At 71.1% G+C, this 22,239-nt stretch carries 19 protein-coding genes; 9 read left to right on the top strand and 10 right to left on the bottom strand.

What is annotated here, in order from left to right:
- Positions 1 to 115: 115 nt before the first annotated feature.
- From ACZ60Q_RS15935 to ACZ60Q_RS15925, 3 genes are read right to left on the bottom strand one after another with little or no spacing between them, the layout of a single operon-like run.
- Positions 116 to 526 carry a RidA family protein gene (locus ACZ60Q_RS15935; RefSeq protein WP_469634001.1) on the bottom strand — a complete coding sequence of 137 codons (411 nt, stop codon included), beginning with the start codon at positions 524 to 526 and terminating at the stop codon, positions 116 to 118.
- Between the two features lie 6 nt (positions 527 to 532).
- Positions 533 to 1,291, bottom strand: coding sequence for an IclR family transcriptional regulator (locus ACZ60Q_RS15930; RefSeq protein ID WP_265599637.1), 759 nt, complete (start codon positions 1,289 to 1,291; stop codon positions 533 to 535).
- Positions 1,288 to 2,523: a sugar kinase gene (locus ACZ60Q_RS15925; protein WP_469633998.1), complete on the bottom strand. Its 1,236-nt coding sequence runs from the start codon at positions 2,521 to 2,523 to the stop codon at positions 1,288 to 1,290. Before ACZ60Q_RS15925 ends, ACZ60Q_RS15930 begins: the two co-directional genes overlap by 4 nt.
- Before the next feature lie 134 nt (positions 2,524 to 2,657).
- Between ACZ60Q_RS15925 and ACZ60Q_RS15920 the strand changes: the two genes are divergently transcribed.
- Positions 2,658 to 3,995, top strand: a complete 1,338-nt coding sequence (locus ACZ60Q_RS15920) for an alanine racemase (protein WP_469633995.1) — start codon at positions 2,658 to 2,660, stop codon at positions 3,993 to 3,995.
- A 39-nt stretch (positions 3,996 to 4,034) separates the two neighbouring features.
- A complete protein-coding gene (locus tag ACZ60Q_RS15915; RefSeq protein WP_469633992.1) occupies positions 4,035 to 5,660 on the top strand; it encodes an N-acyl-D-amino-acid deacylase family protein in 1,626 nt (541 codons plus the stop codon).
- A gap of 110 nt (positions 5,661 to 5,770) precedes the next feature.
- Here ACZ60Q_RS15915 and ACZ60Q_RS15910 read toward each other — a convergent pair whose 3' ends face one another.
- Positions 5,771 to 6,619, bottom strand: a complete 849-nt coding sequence (locus ACZ60Q_RS15910; RefSeq protein ID WP_469633990.1) for a siderophore-interacting protein — start codon at positions 6,617 to 6,619, stop codon at positions 5,771 to 5,773.
- Positions 6,620 to 6,700: 81 nt separating this feature from the next.
- Here ACZ60Q_RS15910 and ACZ60Q_RS15905 point away from each other — a divergent pair, with 81 nt between their 5' ends.
- Complete coding sequence (locus tag ACZ60Q_RS15905) at positions 6,701 to 7,519, top strand: TetR/AcrR family transcriptional regulator C-terminal domain-containing protein (protein ID WP_469633987.1); 819 nt, start codon at positions 6,701 to 6,703, stop codon at positions 7,517 to 7,519.
- Between the two features lie 45 nt (positions 7,520 to 7,564).
- Here ACZ60Q_RS15905 and ACZ60Q_RS15900 read toward each other — a convergent pair whose 3' ends face one another.
- Together ACZ60Q_RS15900 and ACZ60Q_RS15895 are read right to left on the bottom strand one after the other, a co-directional pair.
- Positions 7,565 to 8,458, bottom strand: a complete 894-nt coding sequence (locus ACZ60Q_RS15900) for a S1 family peptidase (protein ID WP_469633984.1) — start codon at positions 8,456 to 8,458, stop codon at positions 7,565 to 7,567.
- Between the two features lie 171 nt (positions 8,459 to 8,629).
- Positions 8,630 to 8,959: a hypothetical protein gene (locus ACZ60Q_RS15895; protein WP_469633982.1), complete on the bottom strand. Its 330-nt coding sequence runs from the start codon at positions 8,957 to 8,959 to the stop codon at positions 8,630 to 8,632.
- A 216-nt stretch (positions 8,960 to 9,175) separates the two neighbouring features.
- Here ACZ60Q_RS15895 and ACZ60Q_RS15890 point away from each other — a divergent pair, with 216 nt between their 5' ends.
- From ACZ60Q_RS15890 to ACZ60Q_RS15880, 3 genes are all read left to right on the top strand, one after another.
- Positions 9,176 to 9,988, top strand: coding sequence for an arylamine N-acetyltransferase family protein (locus ACZ60Q_RS15890; protein WP_469633981.1), 813 nt, complete (start codon positions 9,176 to 9,178; stop codon positions 9,986 to 9,988).
- 299 nt (positions 9,989 to 10,287) lie between these two features.
- A complete protein-coding gene (locus ACZ60Q_RS15885) occupies positions 10,288 to 11,499 on the top strand; it encodes a pyridoxal phosphate-dependent aminotransferase (protein ID WP_469633978.1) in 1,212 nt (403 codons plus the stop codon).
- A gap of 121 nt (positions 11,500 to 11,620) precedes the next feature.
- Positions 11,621 to 12,013: an SCO4983 family protein gene (locus tag ACZ60Q_RS15880; RefSeq protein ID WP_469633975.1), complete on the top strand. Its 393-nt coding sequence runs from the start codon at positions 11,621 to 11,623 to the stop codon at positions 12,011 to 12,013.
- A gap of 65 nt (positions 12,014 to 12,078) precedes the next feature.
- Here the strand turns inward: ACZ60Q_RS15880 and ACZ60Q_RS15875 are convergent, their stop codons facing one another.
- Positions 12,079 to 13,809, bottom strand: coding sequence for an Ig-like domain repeat protein (locus ACZ60Q_RS15875; RefSeq protein ID WP_469633971.1), 1,731 nt, complete (start codon positions 13,807 to 13,809; stop codon positions 12,079 to 12,081).
- Positions 13,810 to 14,133: 324 nt separating this feature from the next.
- Positions 14,134 to 15,984, bottom strand: coding sequence for a phosphoenolpyruvate carboxykinase (GTP) (locus tag ACZ60Q_RS15870; RefSeq protein WP_469633968.1), 1,851 nt, complete (start codon positions 15,982 to 15,984; stop codon positions 14,134 to 14,136).
- Between the two features lie 223 nt (positions 15,985 to 16,207).
- On the opposite strand from ACZ60Q_RS15870, the gene trhA reads away from it, so the two are divergent.
- Positions 16,208 to 16,900, top strand: a complete 693-nt coding sequence (gene trhA / locus ACZ60Q_RS15865; protein ID WP_469633965.1) for a PAQR family membrane homeostasis protein TrhA — start codon at positions 16,208 to 16,210, stop codon at positions 16,898 to 16,900.
- 60 nt (positions 16,901 to 16,960) lie between these two features.
- Here the strand turns inward: trhA and ACZ60Q_RS15860 are convergent, their stop codons facing one another.
- Positions 16,961 to 18,991, bottom strand: coding sequence for a thioredoxin domain-containing protein (locus tag ACZ60Q_RS15860; RefSeq protein ID WP_469633962.1), 2,031 nt, complete (start codon positions 18,989 to 18,991; stop codon positions 16,961 to 16,963).
- A gap of 231 nt (positions 18,992 to 19,222) precedes the next feature.
- Between ACZ60Q_RS15860 and ACZ60Q_RS15855 the strand changes: the two genes are divergently transcribed.
- Positions 19,223 to 19,789: a Uma2 family endonuclease gene (locus ACZ60Q_RS15855; RefSeq protein ID WP_469633959.1), complete on the top strand. Its 567-nt coding sequence runs from the start codon at positions 19,223 to 19,225 to the stop codon at positions 19,787 to 19,789.
- A 156-nt stretch (positions 19,790 to 19,945) separates the two neighbouring features.
- Here the strand turns inward: ACZ60Q_RS15855 and ACZ60Q_RS15850 are convergent, their stop codons facing one another.
- On the bottom strand, positions 19,946 to 20,383 hold the full coding sequence (locus ACZ60Q_RS15850; protein WP_469633956.1) for a hypothetical protein: 438 nt from the start codon (positions 20,381 to 20,383) through the stop codon (positions 19,946 to 19,948).
- A 313-nt stretch (positions 20,384 to 20,696) separates the two neighbouring features.
- On the opposite strand from ACZ60Q_RS15850, the gene ACZ60Q_RS15845 reads away from it, so the two are divergent.
- The gene (locus tag ACZ60Q_RS15845) at positions 20,697 to 22,148 is read left to right on the top strand and encodes a restriction system modified-DNA reader domain-containing protein (RefSeq protein WP_469633953.1); all 1,452 of its coding nucleotides are present in this window, start codon (positions 20,697 to 20,699) and stop codon (positions 22,146 to 22,148) included.
- Positions 22,149 to 22,239: the final 91 nt, after the last annotated feature.

Raw genomic sequence — 22,239 nt, 5'->3', positions numbered from 1 at the left:
GCCGTGTGGCCGTCGGACCGGGGCGGTCAGCGAGCCGGAGTGGTCTGCGGGCCGGGGCGGGCGGTCAGCGGGCCGCCTCGGCCGGCGGGCTGGGATGGTCAGCGGGCCGGGATGGTCAGCCGATTACCGCGAGGGCGTCGATCTCGATGAGCAGCCCCTTGGGCAGCCCGACGTAGACCGTCGTCCGGGCCGAGGGGGCCTCCTTGAGGTTCTGCTCGGCGAAGTACGTGTTGTAGATCTCGTTCATCTCCGCGAAGTGGTCCACGTCCGTGAGGTAGACGCGCATCATCATCACGTCGTCCCAGCTCGCGCCGCCCTCCTCCAGGATCGCCTTGACGTTGGCGAAGGTCTGGAGGGTCTGCTCGCGGAGCGTGGGACCGGCGGGAGTCGGGGCCTGGCCCTCCGCTGCGGGGAGGAAGCCGACCTGGCCGGCGACCTGGAGGATGTTCCCCTTCTTCACGCCGTGCGAGAACTTCGCGGGCGGGGCGGTGTGGGTGGAGGGGGTGAGGGCGGTCTTCTCGGTCATGGCTGATCAGGCTTTCTTGGGTCGGGTGGTGCCGGAGTACTCCCGGCTGATGGTCTCGGCGGTGCGCCGGACCAGCGGGAGCAGGGTGAGGAGTTCCTCGGCCGTGACGACCACATTGGGCGCGGACACCGACATGGCCGCGACGACCCGCCCGTCCGCGCCGCGAATGGGGGCGCCGATGCAGTTGATGGACTCCTCGTGGCCACCGAGGTCGGTGGCCCATCCCTGTTCGCGGACGACGGCGAGTTCCTTGAGGAACGCGGCGGCGTTGGGCGTCGAACGGGACGTGTACATGGGGTAGTCGAGCTTCTCGGCGATGACGCGCCGCTCGGGCTCGGTGAGGTCGGCCAGGAGCAGCTTGGCCACGGCGGCGACGGTGATCGCCACGGGCTTGCCGATCCGTGAGTACATCCGGACCGGGTAGCGGCTCTCGACCTTGTCGATGTAGAGGACTTCCTGTTCCTCGTACACGGCGAGGTGGACGGTGTGCCCGCACCGGTCGTTCAGCGCGATCAGGTGGGAGTGGGCGATCTCGCGGACGTCGAGGTTCTCGACGGCCTCCTGCGCGAGCGCGAAGAGCCGGGCGCCGAGGCGGTAGCGCTGGTCCTCCTGGCGGTAGACGAGACCGTGCTCGTGGAGCGTACGCAGCAGACGCAGGGCCGTGGACTTGTGGACGCCGAGCCGCTCGGCGACCTGCCCGAGGTCGGCGGGTCCCTGGGCGAGCAGCGGCAGGATGCTCAGTGCCCGGTCGACGGTCTGGCTCATGGTGTGCGTACCTCCTCGGCGGCCCGGTCGGCTGCGGTCCAGCCGGGGCCGAGACGAAGTCTCCCCCAGGCCTCGTCGTCGAGGGCCGCGAGGCGGTCGGCGTGGTCGCGGGCGGGCGGTTCGGTGAGGTCGCCGGGGACGGTGAGGACGGCGGCGGCCATGAGGTGCCCGTGCCGGACCCGATCACGCACGGACAGCCCGCGCAGGGTGGCGGAGAGAAACCCGGCGGCGAACGCGTCCCCGGCCCCGACGGCGGCCACGACGTCGACGCGGAGGGCGGGGACGAGCGTGACGGTGTCGGCGTCCTCGGGCTCTCCGGCGTTCTCGGACTCTCCGGCGTTCCGAGCCTCTTCGGCGTTCCGAGCCTCTTCGGTGGTCCGAACCTCTTCGGTGGTCCGAACCTCTCCGGCGTTCCGAGCCTCTTCGGCGGTCCGAACCTCTTCGGCGTTCCGAGCCTCTTCGGCGGTCGAGGGGCGGGGTCCGGGGCGGAGCCCCGAGAACACCGTCGCGCCCGCACTCCCCCGCTTCACGACCAGCACCGCCGGCTCCGGCAGCGCCGCCCGGATCGCTTCCGCGCCCACGATCCCCCACGCCTCCTCCGCCTCGTCCTCGCCGACGAACACGAGGTCGGAGCGGCGGGCCAGCTCCAGCAGCACAGAGGCGTCGCCGCCCCGCCACAGATGCGGCCGGTGGTTCACGTCGAACGACACCAACGGGCGGTCCGGCCGCGCGGCCGTCAGATCCCGCAGCAGCTCCAGGCAGTCGGCGGACAGTGCGGCCGTGATCCCGGAGAGGTGCAGGACGCGGCCCGCGAGGAGGTCCTCGTACGGCACGTTCGAGGGGGACATCGCGGAAGCGGCCGATCCGGCCCGGTAGTAGGCGACCTCGTGCGTGTCGGTCCCCCGGTCGGTGGCCGTGCGGAAGTAGATGCCGGTGGGGCGGACGGGGTCACGGCGGACGGCCGAGGTGTCGACCCCGTACGACGCGATCGTCTCGACGAGGTGGTCGCCGAAGCCGTCCGCGCCGACCCGGCCGACCCAGGCCGCCCGGTGCCCGGCGGCGGCGAGCGCACAGGCCACGTTGGACTCCGCGCCCCCGATCCCCCGCCCGAAGGAGGGCACGTCGGCGAGGCGGCCGGGCTGCGAGGGCAGGAACGTCACCATGGACTCACCGAGACAGACGACATCGGTGGCCGTGGCGGCGTCGGCCTTCCCTGCTGCGGGTCCGGACACTGGAGGGCTCCTCGCTGATCGGCGTGCGGGCCGGTGGTCACCATTGACCGGGCATCGGCTCGGATGTTAGACAGCGTTGAGCGATATACGCAATGGGTGTTGCATATGCTGCAACGAACTTCGAGGAGCTCCCCTTGGCAGCCGAACGCCCCACCGGTCACACCGCCACCCCCGCGCCTTCCGCCCCCGGCGTCTCCCCCGCGTCCCTGGCGTCCGGCCTCGCCGACGAACGCGTCGACCACCGCTTCAAGGCCCTGCCGCCGGACGCGGAGGGCCTGACCGTCGGGGCCCTGGCCGCCGAACGGCGCAACCTCTTCACCGGCGGGTTCACCACCCCCGTCCTCGCGCTCTCCGCCGAGTCGGTGGCGCACAATCTCGACCTCCTGGAGACGTACGCCGAACGCCACGGCCTCGCGTTCGCCCCGCACGGCAAGACGTCCATGTCCCCCCAGCTCTTCGTCGACCAGCTGAAGCGCGGCGCGTGGGGCATCACGGCCGCCGTGCCGCACCAGGCGCGGGTCTGCCGGGCGTACGGAATCGGGCGGATCTTCCTCGCCAACGAGCTGGTCGACGCCGTCGCCCTGCGCTGGCTGGCCGGCGAGATGACGGCCGACCCGGAGTTCCGCTTCGTCTGTTACGTCGACTCCGTGCGCGGCGTCGAGCTGATGGATGAGGCCCTGAACTCGGCGGGCGCCACCCGCCCGGTCGACGTGGTCGTGGAGCTGGGCGCGGGCGAGGGCGCGCGCACCGGGGCCCGCACGGAGGCCGACTGCGCGGCGGTGGCCGACGCGGTGGCGGCGGCCGGCTCCCTGCGACTGGTGGGCGTCGCCGGATACGAGGGCGAGGTGCCGGACGCCGACCCCGAGCGGGTACGGGCGTGGCTGCGGCGGCTCGTCGCGCTGGCGGCCACCTTCGACGGCGACGGGCGGTTCGCCGGGGTCGACGAGATCATCGTCAGCGCGGGCGGCAGCGCCTGGTTCGACGCGGTCGCGGACGTCTTCGCGGAGATCCCCGAACTGAGCTCCTCCGTACTGAAGTTGCTCCGCTCCGGCGCCTACGTCTCGCACGACGACGGGCACTACAAGCACCTCACCCCGTTCAACCGCGTCCCCGAGGAAGGTGCGCTGGAGCCCGCCTTCCGTCTCTGGGCGCAGGTCGTCTCCCGCCCCTCGGGCGAGCAGGCGTTCCTGAACGCGGGCAAGCGCGACGCGGCGTACGACCTCGACCTGCCCGAGGCGCAGGTGGTCCGCTCCGGCCGGGACGGCTCGGTCCGGCCCGCCACCGGGGTGATCGTCGCCGGTCTCTCCGACCAGCACACCTGGGTGCGCACGGAGGCGGGCGCGGAGCTGGAGGTGGGCGACTGGGTCGGCATGGGCCTCTCGCACCCCTGCACCAGCTTCGACAAGTGGCAACTGATCCCGCTGGTCACGGCGGACGGCACGGTCACCGACTACATCCGCACGTTCTTCTAGAACAGCGGCCCCGCCCCCCCTCTATCGGAAAGGTGACCCATGGACCTGGTCCTGCGTGACACGCTCGTCGTCGACGGCACCGGCGCGCCCTCCTACCGCGCCGATGTCGCCCTCGACGGCGGCCGCATAGCCGAGATCCACCCCGAGGGCTCCCCCGGCCCCCGCCCCACCGCCGCCCGGACCGTGGACGCGGACGGCCTCGCGCTCGCCCCCGGCTTCATCGACATGCACGCCCACAGCGACCTGGCGCTGCTGCGCGACCCCGACCACAGCGCGAAGGCCGCGCAGGGCGTCACCCTGGAAGTGCTGGGCCAGGACGGGCTGTCGTACGCCCCTGCCGACGACCGCACCCTCGCCGAGGTCCGCCGCTCCATCACCGGCTGGAACGGCGACGGGAGCGACATCGACTTCGACTGGCGCACCGTGGGCGGCTATCTGGACCGGCTCGACCGGAACTTCGGCGGCCAGGGCATCGCTGTGAACGCCGCCTACCTCGTCCCGCAGGGCACGGTCCGGATGTACGCGGTGGGCTGGGACGACCGCCCCGCCACCGCGGCCGAGCTGGCCCGGATGAGGGAACTGGTGGACCAGGGCATGCGGGAGGGCGCGGTCGGCATGTCCTCGGGCCTCACCTACACGCCCGGGATGTACGCGGACGACGCCGAACTCACCGAGCTGTGCCGGGTGGTGGCCCGCCACGGCGGCTACTACTGCCCCCACCACCGCAGTTACGGGGCCGGAGCGCTGGAGGCGTACGAGGAGATGGTGCGGCTCACCCGGAACGCCGGCTGCGCCCTGCACCTCGCCCACGCCACGATGAACTTCGGCGTGAACAAGGGCAGGGCGCCGGATCTCCTCGCCCTGCTCGACGGGGCGCTCGCGGCCGGGGCCGACATCTCGCTCGACACGTACCCGTACACCCCCGGCTGCACCACCCTGGCGGCCATGCTGCCGAGTTGGGCGAGCGAGGGCGGACCGGACGCGATCCTCGCCCGGCTCGCGGACACGGAGAGCGCGGAGCGCATCCGCCACCATCTGGAGGTGCTGGGCTCGGACGGCTGCCACGGGGTGCCGATCGAGTGGGACACCATCGAGATCTCCGGCGTCGGCACACCGCACCTGGCAGAGTACGTGGGGCGCACGGTGGCGGACTCGGCGGCCCTGCGGGGCGAGGAGCCCTGGGTGACCGCGCGGCGGCTGCTCACCGAGGACCGGCTCGGGACGACGATCCTCCAGCACGTGGGACACGAGGAGAACGTGCGGCAGATCATGCGCCACCCGGTACACACCGGAGGCAGCGACGGCATCCTCCAGGGCGACAAGCCGCACCCTCGGGCGTACGGCACGTTCCCGCAGTATCTCGGCCGGTACGTCAGGGAGTTGGGCATTCTCTCGCTGGAGGAGTGCGTCGCCCATCTGACCTCGCGCCCGGCCGCCCGGCTGCGGCTCGCGGACCGGGGCCTGGTGCGCGAGGGGTACCGCGCGGACCTGGTGCTGTTCGACCCCGAGACGGTGGCGGCGGGCTCCACGTTCGAGGAGCCGCGCACGCTCCCGGTCGGCATCCCGCATGTGCTGATCGACGGCCGGTTCGTCATCGAGGACGGCAGGCGGACCTCGGTGCTGGCGGGCCGGGCGGTCCGGGGAGCGGGCGCCGGGGCCGCCTGAGGGCGGTTCGCGAAGCGCCCGGCGCACGGTTCCCCGGAGTCTCCGAAGCGTCCGCCGCGCACCCTGCGAGTCGTCCGCCGCCCGGCTCCCCGAAGCGCCCGGCGCGCGTCCTACGAAGCGTCCGCCGCGCGCTCCGCCGCCCAGGCGAGGTCCTCCTCGGTGGGGGCGTCGTCCTGGGTGAGGGCGCGCCGCCAGTAGCCGCTGAACTCGACGGCCGCCTTAAGCAGTTCACGGTCCTCGACCAGGTGGCGGCGGAGCGCCCGGACGGCGGACGCCTCGCCCGCCACCCAGGCAGCGTCCACCCCGTCGAGCTCCGGTCCGGCCTCCCGTACCGCCGCCACCAGCGTGCCGCCCCCTTCCCGGTGCACCCAGCGGACCTCGGACCCGCCGGCGGCGGGCGGCAGCTCACGCTCCTCCGCCGCGTCCGCCACCTCGGCGAACACCACGGCACCGGTACCGGCGGGCAGCGCCTCCAGCACCGTGGCGATCGCCGGGAGCGCCGTCTCGTCCCCGGCGAGGAGCATCCGCCGGGCGGCGGGCAGCGGCCGGGCGTAGAGGGAGGAGGGGCCGACCATACCGAGGACGTCGCCGGTCCGGGCCGTCTCACCCCAGCGGGACGCGGGGCCGCCATCGCCGTGGAGCACGAAGTCCACGGTCATCACGTTGCGTTCGCGGTCGTAGGAGCGGACGGTGAAACTGCGCATCCAGGGCCGCTCCGCATCCGGGATCGCGAGGAACGCCTCGTACCAGCGCATGCCGTACGGGTCGTCGGCGTCCTGCTCCGGCAGCCGGGGCACGGTCTGCCCCGCGCGTGGCAGACAGAGCTTCAGCTGTTGGTCGGGGCGGTCCTGAAGGAGGTCGGGCAGTTCGTCGGCGGTGAAGCCGACCCTCGCCGTCCCGGGGGTGATCCGCTCGACGTCCGTGACCCGCACATAGGTGACCGGCAGTGCCTGACCCATCGCACCCGACCTCTCTCACTGATAATTTACGGCGTAATGAATTCTCCGTCAGGCATTACTTTACATCGTAAGGAGTCGCATGTGGTGGTCTTCGCCGGACAGGGTGACCCGCGTCGCTCCCTCTCCCTCCTGTGGCGCGCGACCACCCCGCCCCCCACGCGCGGCGGCCCGGGCCCCAGACCCCGGCTGAGCGTCGACGCGATCGTGGCGGCCGCCGTGGCACTCGCCGACGAGGAGGGGATGGGGGCCCTGTCGATGCGCGCGGTCGGCGACCGACTCGGGCGCACGGCGATGGCGCTCTACACCTACGTCCCCGGCAAGAGCGAGCTGCTGGACCTGATGTACGACGCCGTCCACGCCGAACTACCGGCGGACCGGCCGGAGGCAGCGACGGACTGGCGGGCGGCGCTCACCGCCTGGGCCGGGGAGATCCTGGAGTTCTACGTCCGGCACCCCTGGGTGCTCCAGGTCTCCCAGGCGCGGCCGGTGCTGGGGCCGCACGAGTACGCGGGCCTGGACACGCTGATCGTCCTGTTGCGGGCGACGGGCCTTGAGGCGGGGCAGCTGCGGCGGCTGGTGGGGACCCTGTTCCCTTACGTACGGGGCTCGGCGCAGGCGGTGGCCGACGCCCGGCTGGCCGCGGCGGCGACCGGGAGTTCCGACGAGGAATGGTGGGCGGCGCGCTCGACGGCCCTGATGGAGCTGGTCCCCGACTTCGCGGAGCGCTTCCCCGCCGTGAGCCGGCTGGAGGCGGACGGGCCGGTGGAGCCGTACCCGGGCACGGAAGGGGGCGCGGAGGCGATGCCGTATCCGGAGCGGGAGGCCCGGGAGACGTTCCGGGTGGGACTCGGAATGCTGCTGGACGGGATCGAGGCGGCGCGCGCCCGGCGGCCCAGATAGTGGACAGGACCGCCCGGCGCGCGCCGGAATCACCTACGGCTACGGCTACGGCTTGGGCAGCCCGCAGCCCGCACGGGCGAGGTCGATCTTGCTGCCGGCCCCGATGCACGGGACCATGTCGTACGTCTGCTGGGCGTAGTTGATGCCCTTACGGACGGTCACCCGGCCGCTCTCGTCGACCTCGCACGGGTTGTTGTCCGTGCACTGCTGGCCGCTCTCGTTACCGGTGTTGTTGACCGCGACCACCTTGCCGGTGGCGTCATCGATCACCGGCGACCCGGACGTACCGCCGATGGTCCGGCACTCCGGGGTGTAGCGGACCGAGTCCTTCCAGGTCCACCGGCCCTCCTTGAGCTGGTGGACGAAGCCGTCGATGTCACAGCTGTAGGTGCGCTTCCAGTAGCCGGAGGCGACCGTGATGGCGGTGCCCGCCGTCGGGTGGGCGGTCTCCAGCTCCAGCGCCCGGATGCCGTAGCGGTCCTCGATCTGCCGGTAGGTGCTGGTGAGTTCGTAGAGTGAGAGATCGGTGTCGGTCATGGTGCCGTACGCGATCCTGCTCGCCTTCAGGGTGCCGACACCGCCGCCCGAGGCGTTGAGCAGGGTGAACGTCCGGGAGGACGGCCGGTCGAGGACGACCTCGCCGGGGCCCGGGAAGCCGGACTCCATGCAGTGCCCGTTGGAGAGTACGAGGGCGGGGTCGGTGGGGGCGGCGTCGGGGGTACGGACCACGGAGCCCGAACAGTTGCTGAGTGCGACGGTCCCGGCGAAGGTCACGGCCTTCGCCGCGGGCGCGGTGTCCGGTGCGGCGTACTTCGTCCGCGGTGCGGCTTCGGCCACGACCTCGCTCGCGGTTCCGGCGGGCTCGGCCGCCAGGGCGGGCGCGGCACCCGCTCCCAGGAGCAGGGTGGCAAGAAACGCACCGACGAGAGGCTTGTTCATGTGGGGGTCCCCTCCAGTGATGCCAAGGGCCGGAGATCTTCCGATCTTTGACATGCGCATGCTCGCGCAGATGTCGGGCCATCACAAGGGGGCAGATCCGTCCGGTGCTACGACTGCCGCCGCCCCGGTGTGCAGGTGTCGCCCGCCCCGAGCACCGGACCCCGTTCCGCTTCAGGCCCCCGCCGCCTCCGCCTCCTTCGCGTACGTCACCGCCTGGAGCAGCGTGAGACCGGGTTCGGCCTGGCGCAGGATCTTGACGGCCGCCACGGAGTCCGCCGGCCCCTCGTGTCCGGCGGCGGTGAGCCGCTGTCGCACCCACCGGCCGCGCAGCTCCGCCTCCGGGCGCGCGGCGGCGTCCTCGGCCAGGACGAGGGCGCGTTCCAGGCCGGGGCGCTCGGCGTCCGTGGCGGTCTCCAGCGCACGCCGGAGCCCGGCGACGACATCGGAGGCTTCGCGCAGGACGAGCACGGGGAGGGGCTGGGGCTTCCGGAACATGTTCATGGAATCACCGCTACCCGGCCCGTCGCGGCTCTCACCTGATTTGAGCAAGATCTGAGATGTCCCTCCCGGCCGCCCCGGTGCGCGGGACCGGTGCGCGCGCCCGGTCCCCCGGGTCTCGGTCCCCCGGGTGTCGGTCCGGGGACCGAGGCCGTCCGGTCGCGCGCTTCGGTCCGCGGCCGGAGGCGCGCCCGCGCCCCGGCTGCGTACGGTCGGCGTATGACACTCGATCTCGACGCGTACCTCGCCCGCATCGGCTGGACCGGGAATCCCCGCCCCACGCTGGAGGTGCTGCGGTCCCTGCACCGCGCCCATCTGATCGGCATCCCGTTCGAGAACCTGGAAGCCGTCCTCGGCTCCGCCCCGTCGCTGGCGCTCGACGACCTGGAGGCGAAGCTCGTGCACGGCGGGCGCGGCGGGTACTGCTACGAGCACAACACCCTCTTCTCCGCCGCGCTGAGGCGGATCGGCTTCTCCGTGACACCGCTGACGGCCCGGGTGGTGCTGGGCGCGGCGCCGGGCGACATCCGGCCCCGTACGCACATGCTGATGCGGGTGGACGTGGCGGGCGAACCGCACCCGTATCTGGCGGACGTCGGGTTCGGGGCGGTCGAAGCCCTGCTGGAGCCGATCGAGTTGGTGGAGGGCGCCGAGCTGTCCGACGCGCCGCGCCGCCACCGACTGGTCCACGCACCGCACCGCGGTCCGCTGCCGCTGTGGGAGCTCCAGGCCGACCAGGGCGGGTCATGGGAGCCGCAGTACGACTTCACCCTGGACCCGAACGAGAAGCCGGACTACGAAGTGATCAACTGGTACATCGCGACACACCCGCGCTCACCGTTCCGGCAGGCGCTGTACGCGATGCGCACCCGGATCGGCTCCCACCTCGCGCTGTCGGGGCTCGACCTGGTGGAGACGGCCGACGACGGCACGATCCAGGAGCGGCGGCTGAAGGACGGCGACGAGGCGCTGCGCGTCCTGGCGGACGACTTCGGTATCCGGCTCCCGGAAGGCGTCCGGCTCCCGGAGTGACGGTGCCCGGCCGCCGGAACGGCGCGCCGGTACGCGGCTGCCCCGGTGACGTCCGCCGGAACGGGCGCGCCGGCCCGGACGGGCCCCCGCGCGGGGACCCCGCGTGGCGCATCTCACCCGCCACGGGCGCCCATGCCTCCTTTCCAAGCCGGGCCGCCGTCCCGACCGGACCATCCCACGGTCCGGGGCGGCGGCGGGCATGGCGATGGAAGACGGGACGGAGCGGGGAGGCGCCCCGGAGGGAGTGCGCCGGGAGCAATCCCGCGCACCTCGCGAAACGCCGCCGTAAGCTCGCGGACATGCAGGTCATCCAGTCCACGAAGCTCTCCAACGTCTGTTACGAGATCCGGGGTCCCGTGCTGGAGGAGGCGATGCGGCTGGAAGCGGCCGGTCAGCGCATCCTCAAGCTGAACACGGGCAACCCTGCCGCGTTCGGGTTCGAGTGCCCGCCGGAGATTCTCGAGGACATCCTGCGCAACGTCGCGGGCGCGCACGGCTACGGTGACGCGAAGGGCCTGCTGTCCGCGCGCCGCGCGGTGATGCAGCACTACCAGACCAAGGGCATCGACCTCGACGTCGAGGACATCTACCTGGGCAACGGCGTCTCCGAGCTGATCCAGATGTCGATGCAGGCGCTGCTGGACGACGGCGACGAGGTGCTCGTACCGGCTCCCGACTATCCGCTGTGGACCGCCTCGGTCTCGCTGGCGGGCGGGAGCGCCGTGCACTACCGGTGCGACGAGCAGGCCGACTGGATGCCGGACCTCGCGGACATCGAGCGGAAGATCACCGACCGCACCAAGGCCCTGGTGATCATCAACCCGAACAATCCGACCGGTGCGGTGTACGACGACGAGATGCTGCGCGGTCTCACCGAGATCGCCCGGCGGCACAACCTGATCGTCTGTTCCGACGAGATCTACGACCGGATCCTCTACGACGGCGCGACCCACACCCCGACGGCGGCGCTGGCCCCGGACATCATGGTGCTGACCTTCAACGGGCTCTCCAAGAACTACCGGGTGGCCGGCTACCGCTCCGGCTGGATGGCCGTCTGCGGACCGAAGGCGCACGCCACCTCGTACATCGAGGGGCTGACGATCCTCGCCAACATGCGGCTCTGCGCCAACATGCCCTCGCAGCACGCGGTGGCCACCGCGCTCGGCGGGCGGCAGTCGATCACGGACCTGGTGCTGCCGGGCGGCCGGATCCTGGAGCAGCGGGATGTGGCGTACGACCTGCTGACCTCGATCCCCGGGGTGAGCTGTGTGAAGCCGAAGGGGGCGCTGTACCTCTTCCCCCGGCTCGACCCCAAGGTCTACAAGATCAAGGACGACCGGCAGATGGTGCTGGACCTGCTGCGGGCCGAGAGGATCATGGTCGTGCAGGGCACCGGTTTCAACTGGCCCGAGCCCGACCACTTCCGGATCGTCACGCTGCCGACGGTCGAGGACCTGACCGACGCGGTGACCCGGATCGGCACCTTCCTGGACGGCTACGGGCAGCCGTAGCAGGTCACGGACAGCCGTAGCCGGTCACGGACAGCCGTGGGACGATCACCGTTCCGGACCATGCATAACTTTAGACTGATTCCAATGTAGGATGGTTCCACGCACCATCGGGAGGCCATCCATGTACGAGCCGATCCGCAGCCCCTCGGTCCACACCCCGGCCGACGACGCGGACTTTCCGCGCCGCAGCCGCGAGGAGGAGCTGGACATCCAGCTCGCCGGGCACCTGGCCGCCCTCCTCGCGGTCACCGACGAGCTGGGCCTCACCGCGGCGGGCGACCGCGTCGCCGAGCAGGTGGCCCGGCTGCGCGGCGCCCCGCCCGCCCGGCACGCCGGCCTGACCGACGCCGCCCCCACGGACCTCCACCGCCGCGCCCACGCCCTCGCGGGCCGCGCGCTGCTGGTGGCGGCGTCCCGCGCCGACACGACCGCCGCCATCCTCTCCGCCGAACGGATGGACGCCCACACCGCGGCCCTCGCCGATCCCGCCGGGCAACTGGTCGGCGCCCACTGACGGCCCCGGTCCGCGTGCCGTCGAGGCGCGCGGACCGGGCGCCACCCGCCCGGCGGGAAGCCGGGTCAGCCGGCCCTGCGCACCCGTACGGTCGCCGACGCCGTCGAGCCGCTGTGCAGCTCGTCGCCCACGTAGCCGACCGTGTAGGTGACCCGACCGGTCGTGCGCGGCAGGTCATTGATCCGGAACGTGCCGTCGGGCGCGAGTGCCGCCGACGTCAGGACACCGGCCCCCTTCTTGTCGGCGCGCTCCACGGACAGCGTGACCCCGGCCGGCAGGGCGCGGCCCTGCCAGGTCAGCCTGCCGGTGATCTCCAGCCCCTGCCCCTGCACGCTCTCCGCCGGAGCGGTCAGCGCGAGCGCGGTCGGCGCCTTGGCGACGGCGACGGTGAGGGTGATGTCCTGGGCGGGGCGACGCGTAAGGTCTCCGGTGAAGGAGACGGTGTACGTGGCGTCGCCGACGAGCCCGGGCACGTCCAGGACCGTGAAGGAGCCGTCCGCGGCGACCTCGACGGCGGCGAGCCTGCGGTCGCCGTTCGCGTCGTGGCGCACCGCCGAGACCTTCACCGGCTCGGTGGGCGCGGGGCCGTCGAGCTCCAACCGCCCCCGGATACCGAGAGGTTCGCCGACCACCGGCTGTCCAGGGGTGGTGCTGAGCGCCCCGGTGAAGCGGGAGTCGTGCTGCGCGGCCGGGGGCTGGATGATGTGCAGCCAGTACTCGTTGCCGTACGCGTTGGCGGTGACGGCGAAGAGGCGCGCACCGTCCCCCGACCAGCCGAGGCCGCGCGGAGCGACCCGGTCGCCTTCCAGCGCTCCGTCGAAGGCGAACTCCAGCGGGGCCGTGCGGTCCGCCGGGTCGGCCGCCTGCACCAGCAGGTCGGCGGTCCCCCCGGAAGCGGCGGCCCCCCGCGCGAGGTACTTCCCGTCGCCGCTGTAGGCGAGGGCCGAAGCCGTGGCCCCGTCGGGCAGCGGCTGGTATTGGACCGGGGCGTCGGACAGGTCCGAGGCGTCCAGCAGCCGGGTGCCCGCGGCGGCGTCGGCGGCGGCGATCCGCGCGCCGTCAACGGACTGCGCGACGTCCACCAGATCCAGCGCCCCCTTGCCGTCGCCGCCCGCGAACCGGCGCTCGGGCCCGCGTACGAGCGTGCTGCCGGTCGCGTCGAACGTGGTGAGGAACGGGTTGGCCGCCCCCGCGGTGCGCGGCTGGCCCATGATGAGGCGGCCGGGCGCCGCGGGGCCGCTCCACAGCCGCAGCCGCCCGGCTTCGCTCCAGCCGGTGTTGACGACCCCGGGGCCCTCTGCCTGGTACAGCCGGCTGGACCGGGTATCGCAGTCACTGACGGCCGCGACCTCGGTGTACCACCGCTTTCCGCCGGCGAAAGCCACGTCGCGCGGGCATTCCACGACGTAGTTGGCGTACGCCTGGCCGGTGCGGGCCTGCGTCTGTGTGTCGAAGGAGAGGATGCCGTTGGACTGCGACACATGGAGCTCGGAGGCGTCCGCGCTGAGCGCCATCCCCGAGGGCGAGGTGTCGGTGGCGAGCGAACCGACCTTCTCGCCCTGGAAGTTGTAGATGAGGACCTGGCCCGCACTGCGGGACCGGGAGTCGTCACTGATGTAGACCCGCTGGTGGGCGGAGTCGACGACGATGGCCGAGTACGAGGAGATCGGGAGCTTGGCCACCCGTTCCCCGGCCGCCATCGCCGCCGGGGCGGCGAGCGCGGTCAGGCCCGCGGTGCCGAGGGTGAGTGCGGTCAGGGTCGCCGCCGTACGTACGCGGTGCCGAGAAATCTTCAACTGAGGTCCCCCCACGGACTCTTCGCGGCCTCCGTGTCGAGCGGGCCGCCTTGTGAAGGGTGAGTCAACAAGAGTGAAGATCCGGTGCGCAAGCATAGGGCGATGCATGGACGTTCTCCGCGAACAGGACTTGACGAGGCGATGAACGGAGCGGCCCCCGGAACCGCGAGGGGTTCCGGGGGCCGGGAGGGGGTCCTTGGTCGGGGACGGCCCTCCGGGGCTGTCGGTGAGGACAGGCCCCGTACCGCGGCGGGTCGTTCGGCCCCACCGGTCAGGGCGGATGCCCGACCGACCCGGCCGCGGGGTTCGGGAGGGGCGCCGGGATCAGCCCAGGCGCTCGACGAGCGCGTGGTACTCGTCCCACAGCTCCTTGGGCGTGTGGTCGCCGAAGGTGTTGAGGTGCTGGGGGACCAGGGCGGCCTCCTCGCGCCAGACCTTCTTGTCGACCGTGAGGAGGAAGTCGAGGTCGGACTCGGAGAGGTCCAGGCCCTCGGTGTCGAGCGCACCCCTGGCCGGCAGGATGCCGATCGGGGTCTCGACGCCCTCGCCCTTGCCCTCCAGGCGCTCCACGATCCACTTCAGGACGCGGCTGTTCTCGCCGAAACCGGGCCAGACGAACTTGCCCGCCTCGTTCTTGCGGAACCAGTTGACGTAGTAGATCTTCGGGAGCTTCGACTGGTCGGCCTTGTCGGCGCCCACCTTGACCCAGTGGTTCATGTAGTCGCCCATGTTGTAGCCGCAGAACGGCAGCATGGCGAACGGGTCGCGGCGCAGCTCGCCGACCTTGCCCTCGGCGGCGGCGGTCTTCTCGGAGGCGACGTTGGCTCCGAGGAAGACGCCGTGCTGCCAGTCGAAGGACTCGGTGACCAGCGGGACGGCCGAGGCGCGGCGGCCACCGAAGAGGATCGCCGAGATCGGCACGCCCTTGGGGTCCTCCCACTCGGGCGCGATGATCGGGCACTGCCCGGCGGGCACGGTGAAGCGGGCGTTGGGGTGGGCGGCGGGCGCGGTGGACCCGGGGGTCCAGTCGTTGCCCTTCCAGTCGGTGAGGTGCGCGGGCGCCTCCTCGGTCATGCCCTCCCACCAGACGTCGCCGTCGTCGGTGAGCGCGACGTTGGTGAAGACGGAGTTGCCCCACATGGTCTTCATGGCGTTGGCGTTGGTGTGCTCGCCGGTGCCGGGCGCGACGCCGAAGAAGCCGGCCTCGGGGTTGATCGCGTAGAGGCGGCCGTCCTCGCCGAACCGCATCCAGGCGATGTCGTCGCCGATGGTCTCCACGGTCCAGCCGGGGATCGTGGGCTCCAGCATGGCGAGGTTGGTCTTGCCGCAGGCGGAGGGGAACGCGGCGGCGACGTACGTGGACTCACCCTGCGGCGGCGTGAGCTTCAGGATGAGCATGTGCTCGGCGAGCCAGCCCTCGTCGCGGGCCATGACGGACGCGATGCGCAGGGCGTAGCACTTCTTGCCGAGCAGGGCGTTGCCGCCGTAGCCGGATCCGTACGACCAGATCTCGCGGTCCTCGGGGAAGTGCGAGATGTACTTGGTGGTGTTGCAGGGCCACGGGACGTCCCGCTCACCTTCGGCCAGGGGGGCGCCGAGGGTGTGGACGGCCTTCACGAAGAAGCCGTCGGCGCCCAGCTCGTCCAGGACGGCCCGCCCCATGCGGGTCATGGTGCGCATGGAGACGGCGACGTACGCGGAGTCGGTGATCTCGACGCCGATCGCGGAGAGCGGCGAGCCGACGGGCCCCATGCAGAAGGGCACGACGTACATGGTCCGCCCGCGCATGGACCCGCGGAAGACGCCCCGCTCGCCCGTGAAGCCGTTTCCCTCTTCCCCGGTGAAGATGGCCCGCATCTCGGCGGGGTCCTTCCAGTGGTTCGTGGGACCCGCGTCCTTCTCCTCCTTGGAGCAGATGAACGTACGGTCCTCGACGCGGGCGACATCGCTCGGGTCGGACGCGGCGTAGTACGAGTTCGGCCGCTTGATCTCGTCCAGCTTGGTGAACGTGCCCTTGGCCACGAGCTCCCCGCACAGGCGCTCGTACTCGGCCTCGGAGCCGTCGCACCAGACCACCCGGTCCGGCTGGGTGATCGCTGCGATCTCGTCGACCCAGGAGACCAGCTCCTGGTGGTGGGTGGGGACGGTGAGGGGAGCCGCGATGTCGCGCGCCACGATCGCTCCTAGTTGAGGGTGTCAGTTGTCGAGAGGCCCCGTGGGGGCTGCGACCCGGATGCTTCGTGCCCTTCTCATTCCCCTGGCGCTCATCCGGTGCCGACTGCACTCATTTGATCATCCGGCCGTTCCGCCCATATGTCCAGGGGGGCTCACACGTGAGCATCGCCACTCATTTGCGCCCCAAATCCACTACTTACGGTGGCGTAGGTAGCATGCGGATATGACTGACGCCGCCGCTAGCGCCGCGACCCCGGGCCCCGTCGTACTCGACCCCGTCCCCGTCAAACCACGGATGCGCGGCTGGCTGCACGCCGGGATGTTCCCCGCGGTGCTGATCGCCGGAATCACCCTGATCGCCCTGACCGACAGCACGACGGCCCGGATCGCCTGCGGCGTGTACGTCCTCAGCGCCTGCCTGCTGTTCGGTGTCAGCGCGGTCTACCACCGCGGCACCTGGGGGCCGCGCGGCGAGGCGGTGCTCCGCCGTCTGGACCACGCGAACATCTTCCTGATCATCGCGGGCACCTACACCCCGCTGACGCTGCTCCTGCTCCCCGAGTCCACCGCCCGGCCCCTGCTGTGGGCGGTGTGGGCGGCCGCGGCGGCGGGCATCGCGTTCCGGGTGTTCTGGGTCGGCGCGCCGCGCTGGCTCTACACCCCGTGCTACATCGCGATGGGCTGGGCGGCGGTCTTCTTCCTGCCCGACTTCATGCGGACCGGCGGCATCGCGGTCCTGGTCCTCGTCGTGGTCGGCGGGCTGCTCTACAGCGTGGGCGGCGTGATCTACGGGATCAAGAAGCCGAACCCGTCGCCGCGCTGGTTCGGCTTCCACGAGGTCTTCCACTCGCTGACGCTGGCGGCCTTCATCGCGCACTACGTGGGCATCTCGATGGTGGCCTACCAGCACGGATAGCCAGCACACACACGGACGACCGGGGGCCGGCCGCACAGGCGACCGGCCCCTCACCGCCTCCTACGACAGCGCTCGGCCCCCGAGCTTCGCCGCCAGCCCAACGGCATCGGCCGTCGGCGCGTCGCACACGAAGTGGCGGCAGACGTACGCGGTCGGCTCCCCGCCCACCAGCGGCCGGTCCACCAGCAGCGGGAACTCGGCCCCCGCCCCCGGACCCTCACCGACCGCGACCACCGCGCCAGGGGCCGGCCCCAGCAGCGCCGTACGGTGCAGCTCCCCGCCGACCGGCCCGGCGACGGCGACCTCACGGGGCCCGTCCAGCAGCGCCTCGGCCACCGCGAGACCCCAGCCGACGAACCGGGGCACGCGCGGCCCCAACGCCTTCACCACGCCGAGCGCACCCTCGGCGGCCGCCCGGTGGGCCTCGGACCCGGTGTGAGCGGCATACGAGAGCAGCGCACCCGCAGCCGCCGTCCACCCGGACGGGGTGGCGCTGTCGGTCGGGTCCTGGGGCCGACGGATGAGCTGTTCGGCGTCGTGCGCGGTGTCGTAGAGCTGCCCGCCCTCGCCGGTGAACTGCTCCAGCACGATGTCCAGCAGGAACCCGGCGAACTCCAGCCAGACCCCCTCCCCCGTCACCGCCGCCAGCGAGAGGAAGCCCTCGGCGACATCGCCGTAGTCCTCCAGCACCCCGGCGTTGTCGCCGGCGCGCCCGTCCTTGGAGGTACGGGTCAGCCGGGCCACCTCGCCCAGATGCACCCGGACCAGCAGATCGGCGGCCTCGGTGGCCCGCTCCACCAGATCCGGCCGGTCGAAGTACGCGCCGGTCTCGGCGAGCGCGGCGATGGCGAGCCCGTTCCACGCGGCGACCACCTTGTCGTCCCGCCCCGGGCGCGGCCTCTGCGCCCGGGCCGCCAGCAGCCGGGCCCGTACGTCCGCGACCCGGGCGGCGTCCACGGGCCCCGCGTCCCCCGGCAGCCGGAGCACGGAGGCCCCCTCCTCGAACGTCCCCTCCTCCGTCACCCCGAAGTACGCGGCGGCGAAGGCGGCGTCGTCCTCGCCCAGAACCTCACGCAGTTGCTCGGGCGTCCACACGTAGAAGGCGCCCTCGACGTGCTTGCCGTCGGCGTCCTCGCTGTCCGCGTCCAGCGCGGAGGCGAAACCGCCCTCGGTGGTCCGCAGCTCCCGCACCATGAAGTCGGCGGTCTCCAGGGCGATCCGCCGGGCCTCGTCCGACCCGGTGGTACGCCACAGATGGGCGTACACGCGGCACAGCAGCGCGTTGTCGTACAGCATCTTCTCGAAGTGCGGCACCACCCACTCCCGGTCCACGGAGTAGCGCGCGAACCCGCCCCCGAGCTGGTCGTAGATCCCGCCCCGGGCCATCGCCGAACAGGTGTCGGCGGCCATCTGGAGCGCCCCCTTCGACCCCGTACGGGCGTAATGGCGCAGCAGGAACTCCACAGCCATGGACGGCGGGAACTTGGGCGCGCCCCCGAACCCGCCGTGCTGCTCGTCGTACTCCCGGGTCAGCCCGAGCAGCGCCTGCGCGATCTCCTGCTCCCCCGGCACCCCGTCGCCACCGTGCACCAGCGAACGCCCCGCCAGATCCGCGACGATCCGCCCGGCGACCTCGGCGACCTCATCGCGCCGGTCGGTCCAGGCGGCCACCACGCCTTCCAGAACCTGACGGAAGGAGGGCGATCCGTGCCGGGCCTCGGGCGGGAAGTAGGTCCCGAAGTAGAAGGGTTCGGCGTCCGCCGTGAGAAAGACGGTCATCGGCCACCCACCATGCCCGGTGGCCGCCTGGACGGCCTCCATGTAGACGGCGTCGACGTCGGGCCGCTCCTCCCGGTCGACCTTCACGGGCACGAAGTGCGCGTTGAGGTAGGCGGCGACGGTCTCGTCCTCGAACGACTCGTGGGCCATCACATGGCACCAGTGGCACGCAGAGTAACCGACCGATAGCAGAACGGGTACATCACGTCGCCGTGCTTCCTCGAACGCCTCCGGCGACCAGGGCCACCAGTCGACCGGATTGTCGGCGTGCTGAAGCAGATAAGGCGAGGTCACACCAGCCAACCGGTTCATGCGACCCAGCCTCTCACGCTGACACGGCCCTGCCGGTTCGGCCCGCAAGCCCCCGCCCCACTTGACCGATTTGCACTCATGTGCCATCACATGGTGAATGCGAATCACCCCTTTTGCACCCAGGTCGCCCTGCTGACATTAGAGGTTCCGCCCCGACCCAAAGCCGGTGCCCGACTGGAAGCTGGCAGTACGCTGAGTCGAGCAGCACCGCATCCTCGAAGGAGGTACTCCATGACCGCCGAGATGGTGGCACCCGCGTGGATGCACACGCAGATCAGCGCGGAGCAGTACGACTCCTGGTCCGAGGAGCAGTGCGCCGGCATCGAGATCGTGGACGGGATGGTCGTAGTGAGCCCGAGCGCCTCCAAGCGCCACAACCGGCTGGCCCGCATCCTGGCCAACGCCCTGGACACCGCCGCGGGCCCGGACTGGAACGCCGACACGGATTTCGACGTCCGCCTGCAGGACGTGCCGCTCACCAACCGCCGTCCGGACGTCACCGTGTACCGGGCGGACACCATCGACTTCACACCCACCCGCCCCGAGCACGTGCTCCTGGTCGTCGAGGTCGTGTCGCCCGGCTCGGAAACCACCGACCGGATCGTGAAGGTGGACCAGTACGCCAAGGCCGGCATCCCCTTCTACTGGCGCATCGAACAGGCCGCCACCGGCGTTCCGATCGTCTACACCTACATCCTCGACCCAGCCAACAAGGCTTACCGGGACAGCGAGGTGTTCACCGGCACCGTGAAGGCCACCGCGCCATTCCCCGTGACGGTCGATCTTGGCGTCCTGTAGGGGCACCAAGAGGTCGTCCACCATCGATGCTTGACCTTTAACGCACGCATCGTGCTACTTCGCAGTCCGATCGAGAAGCGTCTTCCATCTCCGGACCTGGCAAACCTCCTACCAGGCCAATTCTTCAGGTAGGCGATGGTGCACGCACGGGCGGCGTCAGCAGTACGGCCAGCTGATTCCTTGCCCGCCACCCCTGATCGCACGCCAACGTTCCACAGAAACCCGACCCACAGCGGCGTAGATCCAGCCTCCGTAAAGGGCCTCGTCAATGATCTTCTCGAACGTGTGCCAGTCGGCTTGGTGCCCGCAGGAGGCGCAGCGGTTGGGGTTGAACCCTCGCCCGCGCTGCCATGCCGGCCTGTCAGCCAACTGCTCGCGGAGGTCTGGCTCACTGTCCGGCTCCGCCAGGATGGCGCGGGCCGTCTCAACCGCTTCGGGAAAGTCCGTGGTGGTGAACTCGTCGCCCCGAGGCCTATGTGAAGGCAACAGTGCGAATACCCACGAAAAGGAGAACGAACACCGCTCGCACGGCGCCTCGAAGGCCAGGACATCTACCCTCAGCGAGTTCATTCTGACCTCCACAGTGATCGTCACACATGCCTTGGGACATTCAGACGGGTAACCGTCACTTGACTCAGCCGACCGGCGCAGGCAGCCGAAAGGCCGCGGACTCCGTCTGCTACCGGTCGACGACATTGCCCACGGCCTGGAAAGAGTACGGGACCTGACATGCGTGAGTCGGCGGGGCATGCCCCGCCCCCTGGCACCGGCCCGCACTACGGAACGAGACCCGGTCCAACCGTCCCTGCCCACCCCTGACAAGACGATCCCCTAAAATCCGCACCGATGCCGGGCACGGTTCTGCGATGATCAGGGGGTTCCGAGGCAGGCCGACCGGGGGAAACCGATGGCTGAGTGCACAGCAGACGACAGCGCGGACGAGCCTCTGGGCCGGGCCTCCTATCTGTTCGAGGGGCGACGGGTACTGGTTTCCGACCTCGCCCACGCCGGCCTTCTGGGCGCGGGGACGCGCCTCACCTTCCGGCAGCGGCGGTCCGGGCAGGAGCACCTTGCTCAGGTGACCTCGGACGGCAGGATCGAGTTGAGTGACGGCCAACGGTTCAAATCTCCTTCGGCGGCAGCCGCCGCCGCCACAGGGCGCGGCCCCTACGACGGGTGGACCTCCTGGGCACTGGACGACGGCAACCTGCTGGACGCCGTGCGGCAGAAGTTCCTGGACACGGTGGCGGAGCTGCCACGTTCCGGTGCTGGCGCCGCGGACGGCCCCGCCGCCCTGCATGCGCGGTTGAAGGACGCCCGGAAGCAGGCGGATGCCGAGGCGCCAGTCACCGTCACCGTCCGGGATCTGCTGGGCTGGTGGGGGGCATCCCGCCGCGGCTACCTGGTCACCGAGCAGGTAGCCGCCGAACTCGCCAACCACGGCCTTTCCACTGTGCCGGACTTCGCCGCCGTGGGGATCGACGACCGCGTCACCTTGACCGGCCCTTCCAGGGGTACCGAGGACGGCGAGGAGAAGGCGGTCGATCAGGACCCGACGGCGGGGCAGGAAGAGCCCAGGGAGGCTGGCACACCCGGGCCTGCCACCACCTCCAACGACGACGAGGACAAGGGGGAACCGATACAAGGCCAGACGGTCGGAAACCTGCCCTCAGCGCTCAAGGGAGTGGTGTCGGTGTCCTCCTCGGCGAGCTTCGAGGAAGTGTTTACCAAGATGCGCCTCAACGGGTACTCGCAACTACCAGTGCTAAGCGGACCTCGGAATCTGCGGGGTGCTGTCACATGGGAATCCATCGCGCGAGCGCGCTACGCGGACCCCGAGGCCCCCTTCTCCGAGGCCATCGTCGCCGCCCACGCGGTCAGCTACGCCGAGCACCTGATCGACGTCCTGCCCGATCTGGAACGGTTCGGCTTCCTCTTGGTCAAGGATCAGACGAATCAGATTGCCGGCATCATCACCGTGGCCGACGTGGCCGCGGAATACGGCGCCACGGCCCGGCCGTTCCTGCTCATCGGCGACCTCGACCGGCAACTACGCCGGATCATCTCCGAGGGTCTGGATCTGACAGAGGTGATCACCCTTTGTGATCCGGACGGACGCCGGAAGCTCTCTACCTTCGATCAGCTGTCCTATGGCGACTACCAGCAAGTCCTGGGAAATCAGGAACAGTGGGACAAGCTGAGCTGGCCGTTGGACCGCAAGTCCTTCATCACGCGCCTCGATGAATTGCGGGAGATCCGCAACGAGCTGATGCATTTCAACGACAAGGACAAGGCCGGCGACTCGGCGATACCAATGCTCCGCAACATGATCGAACTTCTGCGCGAGCACGGCGGCTGAGGCAACGCAGCTGCCCGGGCTCATCCGGGCGACCGTGACGAGCGACCAAAAACCTGCGGGAACCGTTCGGTCATCAGAGGTGCGAGCAACG

Source organism: Streptomyces sp. NPDC104313 (assembly GCF_055583985.1).
Note: the sequence above shows the minus strand (reverse complement) of the source record. Positions and strands in the feature narration are given on the sequence as shown.